9 protein-coding genes are annotated in these 13,380 nt (G+C 46.1%); 7 read left to right on the top strand and 2 right to left on the bottom strand.

All coding sequences use genetic code 11. The features are described from left to right. Window positions 1-14: 14 nt before the first annotated feature. From CEW91_RS11855 to CEW91_RS11835, 5 genes are all read left to right on the top strand, one after another. Entirely contained in the window at window positions 15-2,567 is a 2,553-nt protein-coding gene (locus tag CEW91_RS11855) for an EAL domain-containing protein (protein ID WP_088769237.1), read from the top strand. 151 nt (window positions 2,568-2,718) lie between these two features. Further along, a complete protein-coding gene (gene katG, locus CEW91_RS11850) occupies window positions 2,719-4,899 on the top strand; it encodes a catalase/peroxidase HPI (RefSeq protein WP_088769236.1) in 2,181 nt (726 codons plus the stop codon). 9 nt (window positions 4,900-4,908) lie between these two features. Beyond that, complete coding sequence (locus tag CEW91_RS11845) at window positions 4,909-5,583, top strand: SDR family oxidoreductase (RefSeq protein WP_088769235.1); 675 nt, start codon at window positions 4,909-4,911, stop codon at window positions 5,581-5,583. An 85-nt stretch (window positions 5,584-5,668) separates the two neighbouring features. After that, window positions 5,669-6,733: a lysylphosphatidylglycerol synthase transmembrane domain-containing protein gene (locus CEW91_RS11840; protein ID WP_088769234.1), complete on the top strand. Its 1,065-nt coding sequence runs from the start codon at window positions 5,669-5,671 to the stop codon at window positions 6,731-6,733. Next, window positions 6,730-8,952, top strand: coding sequence for a glycosyltransferase (locus CEW91_RS11835; RefSeq protein ID WP_088769233.1), 2,223 nt, complete (start codon window positions 6,730-6,732; stop codon window positions 8,950-8,952). The genes CEW91_RS11840 and CEW91_RS11835 overlap by 4 nt, the downstream gene beginning before the upstream one ends. On the opposite strand, the gene CEW91_RS11830 is transcribed toward CEW91_RS11835, so the two are convergent. Together CEW91_RS11830 and CEW91_RS11825 are read right to left on the bottom strand one after the other, a co-directional pair. Beyond that, complete coding sequence (locus CEW91_RS11830; protein WP_088769232.1) at window positions 8,949-9,404, bottom strand: DUF3429 domain-containing protein; 456 nt, start codon at window positions 9,402-9,404, stop codon at window positions 8,949-8,951. The genes CEW91_RS11835 and CEW91_RS11830 overlap by 4 nt on opposite strands. A 115-nt stretch (window positions 9,405-9,519) precedes the next feature. Beyond that, window positions 9,520-10,395, bottom strand: coding sequence for a hypothetical protein (locus CEW91_RS11825; protein ID WP_088769231.1), 876 nt, complete (start codon window positions 10,393-10,395; stop codon window positions 9,520-9,522). A 206-nt stretch (window positions 10,396-10,601) separates the two neighbouring features. Here CEW91_RS11825 and CEW91_RS11820 point away from each other — a divergent pair, with 206 nt between their 5' ends. Together CEW91_RS11820 and CEW91_RS11815 are read left to right on the top strand one after the other, a co-directional pair. Next, window positions 10,602-11,930, top strand: coding sequence for a DASH family cryptochrome (locus CEW91_RS11820; protein WP_088769230.1), 1,329 nt, complete (start codon window positions 10,602-10,604; stop codon window positions 11,928-11,930). Beyond that, window positions 11,917-13,371: an FAD-binding domain-containing protein gene (locus tag CEW91_RS11815; protein ID WP_198400871.1), complete on the top strand. Its 1,455-nt coding sequence runs from the start codon at window positions 11,917-11,919 to the stop codon at window positions 13,369-13,371. Before CEW91_RS11820 ends, CEW91_RS11815 begins: the two co-directional genes overlap by 14 nt. Window positions 13,372-13,380: the final 9 nt, after the last annotated feature.

Here is a 13,380-nt window from a genome sequence, read left to right as displayed (position 1 = left end):
AACGAGGGAGATTTATGACAATGAAGGGATGCTTTGCGGTTGGTGTAATATTCAGTTTGCTTTGCCTGAGTGCCAATGCCCAGCCCGTCATTGTCAGCCCCGACGAGGAAACCATTAATTTAAACGCTCACCTTTATGAGTGGAAAGAGGAGCGAGAATTAAACGCCAGTAATATTGTACAAGAATTGCAGGGGTTGAATTGGAAAAAAGTAGAGGACTCTTACAATAAGGGGTATATCAGTGACGCGTACTGGTATCGCTTAAAACTGACGCATGAACATGACTCCCCGCAGTTAAGATTGCTAGAAATAACCTACCCTTTGCTGGATAAAATCGACTTTTACGTCAAAACGGATGGCGCAGCTACACATTACTCGACAGGGGACAGAAGACGCTATAACGACAGGCCTATTCACGGGCGCACCTTTGTTTTTCCTATCGAATTAGCACCGAACGCAGTTAGTGAGGTGTACTTTCGGGTGCAATCTGCCAGTTCTCATCAGATTTCTACTCGGCTTTGGAGTAACGACGCCTATATAAAGTACAGTAATGAAGACGCAACCTACCGGGCGGTGTATTACGGCTCTCAAATTATGTTGATTATCTTCATTCTCGGGCTGTATATGCTGATGAGAGAACGTGTTTATTTACTCTTTAGCTTAACGATACTGGGTCTGCTAACGTTGCAGGCAGCTATGCACGGGGTGCTGTTCCAGTATGTCATTCCTGCCTTTCCGTTGGTGCACGAATACGTCATTCTGACCAGTGTTCCGTTTATACTTTTCATGATGCTTTGGTTTTCGAGTGACTACCTTGACTTGAGGAGACGTCACAAACGGTGGTATCAGACCTACCGCTTAGCAGCGCTCATTGTGTTACTCGTTTTTATTTCAGCGTTTATATTGCCTTATCGGTTAGCCACAATGTTTGGCGTTGGATTGTCTGTACCGGTGACGCTGCTGACGTTATGGACAGGCATTCGGCTTTGGTCAAAAGGAACTAAGACAGCGCGCTTGTTTACCATTTCGTGGGCGGCATTATTGGTTGGTTGCCTTATCACTATATTGAACCAACTGGGTGTAGTTGCGATACCTGGAGCGTCCCAATACAGCATTCCATTAGGTGCGAGCATCCAGTCTATTCTAATGGCGTATGCGCTTGCTGATCGCTTCCAGAAAGATCGCAATGACAAGGTAAAAGCACAAGAAGCCCGATTTTATGCGTTGAAAAAACAGCGCGATACAGAGCGTGAAATGATGCGTAGCGCGACGCGTAATCAGCTGACTGGCTTGTGTAACCGGCAGGTATTTGAGCAGGTTTTAAGTTCTCATCTGGAGCACAATAGCCGGGAGTCGATAGCTATTGGGCTTTGGCATATTGAGAGCTTCAACGATTACCACAAAACACTCGGGCATGAGAGCAGTGAGACCTTGCTGCAAACAGTGGCGAAGCGACTCAACAATGAAGCGGCGGGTATTGTAAGTATTGTTCGGTTAGACAGAAAAGATGATATCGCTGTTGCCAATATTGAAACCGTCACTTTTGGCTGTATTTTTAAAGATCTTTGTCGGGAAGAAACGCTCAGCCTTGTCCAAAAGCTTGCGGATATATTGCATGAACCTATTGAATTTAAGGGGCTGTCGATAGAATTTGCGGTTCGCTCAGGCTGTGCCTTTAGTGAGCCGGGAATCGATGTGTCGACATTGCAGCGCCACGCGTTTATTGCCTTTGGACATAACCTACCCAATGAGCAACAAGTGACTGTTTATAGCCCGGATATGGATTCATACAGTCCGCGACGGCTTACGTTGATGACCGAGTTAAGAAACGCGCTGAAAAGCGATGAGTTGGAACTCTACTTTCAACCTCAAGTTGATTTGAAAGCCGATAAGTGTGCTGGCTTTGAGGCACTTATACGGTGGACACATCCGGAGTATGGCTTTATTCCACCAGATGAGTTTATCCCGATAGCCGAGGAAACGGGGGTCATTCGAGAGGTTACCACCTGGGTGTTAAAAAAAGCGGCAGAGTTTTCAGTCAATCTGGAGGGTATTGGTCAGAGTCTAACGGTCTCGGTGAATATATCCGCCGAAAACCTGCGCGACAAAGACTTCGTCGCGGAAATTGACAAGTTGGTGAAAAGCGGCCAAATGAGTGCTGATACGCTGATTTTAGAAATTACCGAAACCGCAGCAATGGAAAATAGAGAAACAGCGATTCAAACGCTTATCGATCTGCACGCAGATGGTTTTAAGATTTCTATCGATGATTTTGGCACGGGGTATAGCTCGCTGGCCTACCTTGATGAGTTGCCTGTTCACGAAGTGAAAATCGATCGTTCATTTATTCTTAAGATGCAGGAGAACGAGCAGGAAGACACCATCATTCGCGCCACCATTAATATGGGGCATGAACTTGGCTTTAAGGTGCTTGCGGAAGGTGTCGAAGATGCTCAAGTCGCTGAAAAGCTTAAAAAGCGCGGGTGTGACTTGGTGCAAGGTTACTATTACTCTAAACCTAAGCCTAAAGTAGAGGCTTTGACGTGGCTTAAAGAGTTTGACGGTTGACCAGTGCATCCGATGACGATCTTTTCCTTTCTTTGAGCTGTATCTATAAAACCTATTAAAGCAAACGGTATGTTGCCTTGGAGGCATTAGCAAACCGTTGCTATAACTATTACAACAACGTTAATAGTTCACTAGAAAGAAGGAAGACGTAATGAGTAGCTCAAACGGTGGCGGTAAATGCCCAATTATGCATGGCAGCATGACGTCTGCTAAGAAAACCAATACGCATTGGTGGCCTAATTCATTGAAGCTGGAAATTCTGCGCCAGCATGACACCAAAGCCAATCCAATGGACGAAGACTTCAACTACGCAGAAGAATTCAAAAAAATTAATTTAGAAGAATTAAAGCAAGACTTAAAAGACCTCATGACCGACAGCCAGGACTGGTGGCCAGCTGACTGGGGACATTACGGTGGTCTAATGATTCGTATGGCTTGGCATTCGGCTGGCTCGTACCGCTTAGCGGATGGTCGTGGCGGTGGCGGCACGGGCAACCAACGCTTCGCCCCGTTAAACAGTTGGCCAGATAACGTCAGCCTGGACAAAGCTCGTCGTCTGTTATGGCCGATTAAGAAGAAATACGGCAACAAACTGTCTTGGGCGGACTTATTCATTCTGGCCGGCAACATGGCTTATGAGTCGATGGGGCTTAAAACCTTTGGTTTTGCAGGCGGCCGCGAAGACATCTGGCACCCTGAAGAAGATACTTACTGGGGCAGTGAGAAGGAGTGGTTGGATGCGACCAAAAACCGTTACGACTCGGACCAAGAACGTGACTCTCTGGAAAATCCTCTGGCCGCAGTGCAAATGGGTTTAATTTACGTGAATCCGGAAGGCGTTGACGGCAACCCTGATCCATTGCGTACCGCAAAAGACGTGCGCGAAACGTTTAAACGCATGGCAATGAACGACGAAGAAACCTGTGCGCTCACCGCGGGTGGTCATACGGTCGGTAAGTGCCACGGTAATGGCAAAGAAGAGAACTTAGGCCCTGAGCCAGAAGCGGCAGACGTTGAAGAGCAAGGTTTTGGGTGGCGCAACAGCGGCGGCAAAGGTATGGGTCGCGACACGGTAACTAGTGGCATTGAAGGCGCCTGGACCACTGAACCAACTAAGTGGGATAACGGCTATTTCTACTTGCTGTTCAACTACGAGTGGGAGCTTAAGAAGAGCCCCGCTGGCGCTTGGCAGTGGGAGCCTATCGACATTAAAGAGGAAGACAAACCGGTCGATGTGGAAGATCCGTCTATCCGTCGTAACCCGATTATGACCGACGCTGATATGGCGATGAAGATGGATCCTGACTACCGCAAAATTGCGGAGAAGTTCTACAAAGACCCAGAGTACTTCGCAGAGGTATTCGCGCGTGCTTGGTTCAAACTGACACACCGCGACTTAGGTCCCAAAGATCGTTATTTAGGACCGGACGTGCCAGAAGAAGACCTGATTTGGCAGGATCCAATTCCAAAAGTGGACTACACACTGAGTGAAACGGAAATTGCTGACCTGAAAGACAAGTTGCTAAACAGTGGTTTAACCTCTTACGAGCTAATTTCTACCGCATGGGACAGCGCGCGTACATTCCGTGGCTCAGACTTCCGTGGTGGTGCAAATGGTGCGCGTATTCGTTTAGCACCGCAGAAAGACTGGCACGGTAATGAGCCAGAAAAACTGCAAAAAGTACTGGCAAAACTGGAAGAGGTGCAGTCATCTCTGGACAAAAAAGTCAGCATTGCGGATTTAATTGTTCTGGGCGGTACGGCAGCCGTTGAGAAAGCCGCGAAAGAGGCAGGCTACAACATTACTGTGCCGTTTGCTCCGGGTCGTGGTGACGCAACAGACGAGCAAACTGACGCCGAAAGCTTCGATGCGTTAGAGCCGCTGCATGATGGTTATCGCAATTACTTGAAGAAAGATTACAACGTGCCTGCAGAAGAGTTAATGCTCGACAGAACTCAATTAATGGGCTTAACCGCGCCAGAAATGACGGTTCTTGTTGGCGGTATGCGCGCGTTAGGTGCGAACTACGGCGAGTCTAAGCACGGTGTATTCACCGACCGTGTCGGCGTATTAACGAATGACTTCTTCGTTAACCTGACCGACATGAACAACGTTTGGAAAAAGGCGGGCGACCACTACGAAGTTCGCGACCGCAAAACGGACGAGCTTAAGTGGACAGCGAATCGCATTGATTTAGTCTTCGGTTCAAACTCTATTCTGCGTTCGTATTCAGAGCTTTACGCTCAGGACGACAACCAGGAGAAGTTTGTGAAAGACTTTGTGAAAGCCTGGACGAAAGTCATGAATGCCGACCGATTTGATTTAGCTTAAGGAGGAAGCATGTCGAAAGTACTACTGATTACCGGTGCCTCAAGTGGCATCGGTGAAGCGACAGCGCGTAAAGCGGCGAAAGAGGGGCTAAAACTGATACTAACGGCTCGTCGGAAAGAAAAGTTGGATGCGCTGGTTGAAGAATTTGGCTCTGAAAATGCTATTGGTGTTGCAGCCGATGCCGGTAACTATGATGAGCTTGAGCAGGCTGTTAAACAAGGTGTTGATAAGTTTGGTCAATTAGATGCGGTGTTCGCCAATGCGGGAACCGGTGTTTCAACGCCGGGCACTGAAGAAGGCGACCCGGAAGAATGGAAGCAGATGGTGGATGTGAACATCAACGGGCTTCTCTATACGGCGAAGCTGACGTTGCCGCACTTGCGTAAAACCACCGGCCATTTCTTAATGACGGGCTCTGCTGCCGGGCGCATTACATTGAAAGGCTCGGTGTATGGAGCTACGAAGTGGTTTGTACATGGCTTTGCACAAAACCTGGCCGAAGAAATGAAAGAATGGAATGGCCGTTGCACGACAATAGCTCCGGGTATGGTCAATACGCCGTTCTTTGACGAGCCTAAGCCGGACAAGCTGGACCCGGATGACGTTGCAGACGCTGTGTTGTACGCAATCAATGCGAACCCACGTAATTGCGTGCGTGAAATGTTCTTAATGCCCGCATATTAGCGGGCAAGTCTTAACGCCTTGTTTTGACATACTTTCTCCGCCCCCTCATAATCTCAGGCAGATACGAAGGGGCGGAGAATCATTCATGACCACCGAAAGTAAGGATGCACAAAAGCCCCAAACGTCAGGGAAACGACTGCTTTTGTTTGCGTTGCTGTTCATTGCATTAACAGTCGCTGGTTTTTACGCCATTTATAACCACTTTTCTAACCGTGAGCTTACCTTCGACTTCCGGCTGTTTGCCCCTGAAGTTATCAGCCTGACGATTTTGCTGCTGATTGTGTACTTCGCTGCCGACGGCTTACGACTTTATTACACCTTAAGAGCGCTGGGCTACCGAATACCCAAAAGCGCGATGACCAAGCTGGTGTTCATTAATATCTTTTTCTCGAACATAACTCCAATGGCTACCGGCGGTGGCTTCGCACAGGTTTGGTTTTTGCACCGACATGGCGTGCCCATAGGGAGGGCGACTGCCGCGACCACCATACGCACTGTTCTGGCGATATTCTTTATATTTTCGCTGACGCCGGTGTTTTTGTTGACTCTGACCCCGTTGCAGAATGAAGCGTTTATCAGCGACATTGGCGGCGCACTGGCTGTCTTTATTGTTCTTTATCTGGCGTTTTTCGCGATTGTTTTACTAAGAGCGCACTGGTTGATTGGTCCACTCAGCACGCTGTTTCATAGCCTGCATAAGTTGCACTTAATCAGCGAGTCACGGCATCAGCGCTGGCAGTATAAGGCTCGTAGGGAAATGCTGCGTTTTAGTCGAAGCTTTGCAGAGTACTGCCGTGGTTCAAAGTCAGCTATTGCGCTGTCGGTATTCTTCACCGCAGTGTTCCTCATCAGTTTATTCAGTTTTCCTGCGCTCTTAATGTGGGGGCTGGGCTACGATATAAATTACTTAGTGAGCCTTGGCTTACTGGTGGTGACGACCTTCATTATGTATTTCGCCCCGACCCCCGGAGCATCTGGTATATCAGAAGGTGTTTTCGGCAGCTTCTTTAATGAAATTTTGGCGAATAATCATTTATTGTTAGTCACATTCAGCTGGCGCTTTTTGACGATTTATCTCGGAATGCTGGTCGGTTTAATTGTATTGCAAAGGTATCTTGTAAAGTCTGCTCATAAACAGGATGTATCATGACAAAAACCAAACTTTTAAAAATCCTGTTTTATTTAAATATCGCCATTATTGTTGGTCTTATTGGTTATAAAATTTACCTGAATTTGGTTACCTCAGAGTTTAAAGCGGAACACACAGACCAGCTGGCAGCCATTAGTGCTCGTCTGGAAGGTCAGGACAGTTATAGTTTCGCGGTTGTCGGTAATATTAATAACTCGGTAGGGATATTTGAGCGCCGTATTATTCCTATGCTGAACAAAGACAATATCGACTTTGTTATTTCTGCTGGTAACGCGGTGAGCGGTGGTGGGGAAGATAAATACCGTGCCTTGAGAGGCACATTGTCTCATTTGGGCATGCCCTATTTGCTGACGTTTGGCGCTAATGAATATGAAGAGTTTGGCAGCTTTCGTTTTTATGATCATTATGGACCGCATTTCTTCAGTTTTACTGCTGGAAACAGCCGTTTCATTTTTCTGGACAGTACCGGAAAGACCCCCTGGCAATGGCAGCTGCGTTGGCTTAACGATATTTTAAAGACGGATTCCTCAACGCATCGCTTCGTTTTCATCGGGCATCCTCCAGTGGAGCCTGAGGATGAATTTATTCTCGCGGAAGAGGAAGACTATCTGCAGCCCGTTGAGTTTCGATCTGCACTGCAGCAAACACTCAGTAATTACGGCGTCGATCGTGTGTTCTCTTCCAACATCTCTATGTACTCTGAGAGTGAACAAAATGGCATACCTTATATTACTACCGGTGGTGCAGGTGGGTTGGTTCTTAATCAGGACGAAAGCTTTTATCACTACGTAAAAGTGACCGTGAATGCCGACGGCAGTGTTGAGCACTCCGTACAAGAACTGGAAATTGGTCAGCATCCAATACTGAAGCAATTAGAGAGCTTCTGGTTTTTCATTCACTCTCTGTTTTATGTGGGCTACTTAAACTTCATTCTATTGCTCGCGGTATTCCTGGTTATTAGTACCAAGCTCTACAATGCGGTATTTGTAGGAAAAGATTATTACCCGGATTACGACATTGACCCTGATCCATGGCTAGGCCGCCAATTAAAAGTGGCGATGTTTACCAACAATTACCTACCGTTCATTGGTGGCGTGCCTATTTCAATAGAGCGTTTGCGTTGCGGCCTGGAAAAGTTAAAAGACACGGTGCTTATTGTTGCGCCGCGCTACAAGAGTAAACGAGAGAAAGAAAAAAACGTCATACGTATGCCGTCTATTTTTTCTTTTGGCGAAAAGAGTGAGTTTCGCTTTGCCAATATCTTCTCGTCGGCAGTGCGCAAAAAAGTAAAAGCATTTAAGCCGGATATTATTCATGTACATCATCCGTTTTGGATAGGTTCGCTCGGTGTGTATATGGCGCGCCGCTTGAAAGTACCGGCCGTTTATACTTACCACACGCGACTGGAGCATTACTCGCACTTTGTGTTTTTACCCGGCTCGCTGTTCCGCAATATTATTGCGCACTTTCTGGTGCGTCGTTTTGCGAACAAATGCGACGCTGTCATTGTGCCAACCGACTCAACAGAAGAATACTTGCGCATGATAGGCGTGACGGCACCGACCTATGTGCAGCCGACAGGCATTGAATATGACCGCTTCCAGCACGTAGAGCCAGCCGAAGTTGAAAAGCTGAAAAAGCGACTGAAAATAAAAGACGAAACGGTTTTTGTGAGTGTGTCACGGCTGTCGAATGAGAAAAATATCGACTTTATGATCGATGCGCTGGCAGAGTTGAAAAAAGCCACTGACAAGCCGTTCAGGCTGCTTATCGTCGGCGATGGGCATCAGAAACAGCGGTTACAAACGAAAATTGACGAGCTCGGTTTAAAACAAACCATTCAGTTAGTCGGCTCCGTGGCGCCGGAAAAAATGGCCAACTGGTATCAACTAGGCGACGCCTTCTTATTCGCGTCTCAGTCAGAAACGCAGGGTATGGTTATTCTTGAAGCGATGGCGGCTGGTTTGCCGGTTGTTGCGGTGCGCTCCAGTGGCATTGACGACGTTGTGGAAGATGGCTTTAACGGCTACAAAACGCCTGCGAGACAAGCGGTTTGGCTAGAACGAGTGGAACGCCTTCTTAACGACGAAGAGCTGCTCGGGCAGTTGTCCGGTAACGCCGAAAATTTTGCCAAGGCATACTCTGTTGAACGCTTTAGCCAGGATGTCCGTCACATTTATGCGGAAACCCTGGCTCGTTATCATGAGCATAAGAATTAGAGAATATGGTTTCCGAATACTAACAATTCGCAAACGATTACCGCTGACGTCAATATTAAGCGGATGCGGTAATACCCCATATAAGAGGTCATGGCGGAGCTTCTTGCCAACTTCTGTTCAAAGAAAAGCAATATGGCAAATCCCGCCATTTGCAGGCCGAGCGACCAAGCAGATGAGTTGAGTAATAGAGTCAGCCAGGCAAGCAGGGCAAAGACATTACTCAGAATAAGCAGCGCATTCGTTGGCTCACTTGCCGCACGGTGCAGCGCGCGCCCCCACAGGACACCACCAAGAAACGTCAAAATAATTGCACCGTAGGTAATGAGCAAGTTGAGTGGCCGGAAGCCAAGTATAGATCCAACCTGCATCAGCTCCGCAAGCGAACTGACAATAAATGGAATGAGCCCGAGAAACCCGAGTGTGTATATCAGTTTGTTTTTGGCTGTGTTCATGAAAAATCTCAGTTACTAGAAAGTTTTAATCTATATCTTTGGTTTAACTTTATCAAAGTGACCTTCCAATACTTACGCTAGAAGATCACTTCTTAGTTCACTGAGGTTGGCTGACTTAAAACATACAACCAGTTTCCGGAACGTTTATCGTTCTGCCATTGTTAATAAAGAAACCTCCAAAACAGGGCTTCTTTTCTTTAGCTGCGTTTCTATCGATTCCGCGGAAAATATAGAGAGTAGGGAATCCTTTACTGGCTTCTATTAATGCATTGGTCTCTTCTACATAGTCCATACCGAGTAGAGTAATTTTGTCCTGATAGTCCTTTGGTGTTTCATTACCCCAGACCTCTTTTCCTTGATACTCTGAAATATCGTCAAGTTGTCTGACTAACATTAAGTTTTGACTGCTTGTTCGCACGCTACCGTCTTCCAGTGTAAATTGTTGCTCAGCTTTCCCCTCAAAATAGTCAAAAAAGAAACCAGCGCCGGAAAATTCGAACTTGTGAAAGTTATACTTTTCGCTTTTGCCTGAATTGTCGTAAATATCGGCGAGTTTTAGCCAAAACGCCCCGATATTCTCGTTAACACAGTCTAGGTCTGTGCATTTATTGTCAATGTGAAAAAAGTAAGTATATGTCCATTTATGGTGACGCATTCCCTTGTTTGTTAGTGAATCTAAAACGAACGAGGTGAGGGCTGCTCCATCCACGAAACTACCTGTCCCAGCCCACACTCCGGTATCGGCGAAGAAAATAGCAGAGCCAGCTAACCCGGAGCCAACAATAAGGTCGGAAGTGCTTCCGCCTGTGCTATTCGTTTCATTAAGGTTTTGTTCTTCAACCAACATTGCGTTTTCGTACAGCTCGGTGTAGTCACTAAGGTTTGTGGCCACCATCAATTCGGCACCTTCGGAAAACTTATAACTATCGGGCACAGATGAACAGCCTGAAAGAAAAATAACAGATAAAAGAAAAAGCTTCGCTTTTGACATCATACGTCCTTTTAATAAAAACAATTATCCCAATTAAGAGGGTCATATATTAAGGGCTTCTAAAGCACTGGGAGGATAACATAGGGATATTCGTTAAGGAGGTAAACATTGAAGGGTTTGCCTTCAGTGAAGGTATTTTTTGAATTAGAGCGGTCTAATTGTGTCGCTTTTGAGTAAATAGTAATAAACGTTTTAAGAATAACTCTATGCAAAAGTATCAGCTCAGCTTATTTATTTTTCAAAATGATCTGCGGGTTAAAGACAACTTAGCGCTGCAGGCAGCTAGTGATAATAGTGAGAAACTAATTTGCTGTTATTGCTTCGATCAGTCTCTCACCCGTTATGGACGTTATGGTATCGCCTCACTAGGTAAGCATCGTCTAAACTTCTTAATGGACTCATTAGAGAGTCTTAGAGCTGAATTGGAAAAAAGAGGCCAACAACTGCTAATTTTGAGAGGCTCTTTTGAAAAGGAGGTTACCAGAGCAATTTCTGAGCTAGGAGCTGATGCGGTCTTTGTGAGCGAGCAGCAGGGCGTTTATGAACGGAGACATTTAGATCTCGTAAAAAAGCGCTTCCCATTTTTGTCGCTTTTTGAGACTCCTAACAATACTTTATTTAGTGAGGACGAACTGCCATTTTTGTTGACTGATTTACCGACAACCTTTTCTCAATTTAGGAAGCAGGTAGAGCCTTTAAAAGACAGCTACCTTTTGACTGATATTAAGAGCCTTGCACCAACACCTAAAAATTTTAAAGCAGCGCCCGCGCGGCTCTCAAAGAGCTCAACCACTCATCAAATGTATAGAGGTGGCGAGTTAGCTGCGTTAAGCCATCTAAAGAATTACTTTAGTGAAGACTATGCAAGTGATTATAAGCAAACTCGAAATGCTTTAGACGACTTTCAAAGTTCGACTAAGTTTTCACCATGGTTAGCACTTGGTTGTATGTCGGCTCGCCAAGTTATGTCTGCGCTTAGAAGCTACGAGCAACAGCATGAAGCGAATGAATCAACGTATTGGATAAGCTTCGAGCTATTGTGGCGAGAGTTTTTCTTTTGGTATGCGAAAAAACACGGAGCTAAACTGTTTGCCTTTAAAGGGCTTTCTACTAAATCACCTAAGACAAGCTTTTACCCGGAGCGCTTTCAAAAATGGTGTTCTGGCAATACACCTTTTCCAATCGTTAACGCTTGTATGAAGCAGTTAAATGCAACTGGCTATATGTCCAATCGGGGACGACAGTTAGTAGCAAGCTGCTTTGTGCATGAGCTAGGTCTTGATTGGCGGTACGGAGCTGCTTACTTCGAGCACCAGCTTATTGATTACGACGTATCCTCCAACTGGGGCAACTGGCAGTATTTAGCGGGTGTTGGTGCAGACCCTAGAGGCCATCGTAGATTTAATTTAGAAAAACAGACCGCCCAGTATGATCCTGAGGGTGAATTTATAAAACGCTGGGGCGGCAATATCAAGACACTGCCAATAGACAGTGTTGATGCGGCAGATTGGCCAGTGAAACATGATGAAAACTGATAGTAGCAGTGCGTTGGTCTGGCTTAAAAGGGATTTAAGGCTATCCGATAATGAAGCCCTCTCAGCAGCAACGGAGCGGCACAGCTCGGTTATGCTTTGGTATAACTTTGAACCCGCTTTGTTAGAAGATGAGCATTACAGCACACGGCACTGGCGGTTTGTTTGGGAAAGTATATTAGATTTGAATAAGCGCTTAAAACCTTACGGTGGCGGTGTTCACGTTACTGTCGGGGAAACACTGTCAGTTTTACAAGGCTTAATGAGTGACTTCGGTTTTTCTACTTTATATAGCCACCAAGAGGTTGGTCTTTTGTCGACTTTTAATCGCGACAAATCGGTTCAGCAGTTTTGTGATAAGAACGGCATAATTTGGCAGCAGTTTCCCTATGGGGCCGTCATCAGAGGGAAAAACTCTAGGGATGGGTGGCGAGATAATTGGTATAAAGTGATGAATAGTGAGCAGAGAGAAGCGAATCTTTTTGTCATCACTGACGGCAATACCCCGCAGGTCCCGGAGGCTTGGAAAGAAAGGAATGATAACTTTCAATTAGGCGGCGAAACGGCTGCAGAGAGCACATTGAAATCGTTTTTTGAGGGCCGGGGGCAATCTTATGCGTTTAATATTTCAAAACCCGATCTGAGCAGAAACAGCTGCACTCGCTTGTCGCCCTACATAGCCTGGGGAAACTTGAGCCTGAGACAAGTGTACCAGCGCTGCTTAACTTACTGGAACGTTCCTGGTTGGAGAAAACCATTAAGGGCATTAGTGTCGCGTTTGCACTGGCATTGCCATTTCATTCAAAAGTTTGAAAGTGAAATAGAGCAACAAGTCAGGCCAATAAACCGTGGTTATGAGCGCTTCCAATTCAGAAGAGAAAGCTCAGCGTTTTCCGACTTTCAGGCATGGCAAAAAGGGCAGACTGGATATCCATTGGTCGATGCTTGTATGCGGTGTCTAAACCATACCGGTTATATTAACTTTCGTATGCGGGCTATGTTGGTTAGCTTTTTGTGTCATTACTTAGCGATTGACTGGCGGTGGGGAGCTCAGCACCTAGCATCAGTGTTTTTAGATTTTGAGCCTGGAATTCATTACCCCCAAATACAAATGCAGGCGGGCATTACCGGTATCAATACTATTCGTGCTTATAACCCTGTAAAACAGTCTTATGAGAACGATCCGAAGGGAGGCTTTATACGGCAGTGGGTACCGGAGTTAAGTGAGTTACCTGATGAGTTGATTCACGAACCGGATCAAATAACGCCAATAGAGTCCTCCATGTTCAATTTCACCCTTGGCCAAGATTACCCTTATCCAATTGTGACGTCGAGTCAATATAAAGAAACAGTCGTTCACGATTTATGGGCGTGGCGAAAGAAAGCGAATGTAAAATCAGAAAGCCGGCGAATACTTAATAAGCATGTTGATAAGGCCGGCTAAATTTAATGG

The organism is Idiomarina piscisalsi, assembly GCF_002211765.1.
GTDB classification, from domain to species: domain Bacteria; phylum Pseudomonadota; class Gammaproteobacteria; order Enterobacterales; family Alteromonadaceae; genus Idiomarina; species Idiomarina piscisalsi_A.
Note: the sequence above shows the minus strand (reverse complement) of the source record. Positions and strands in the feature narration are given on the sequence as shown.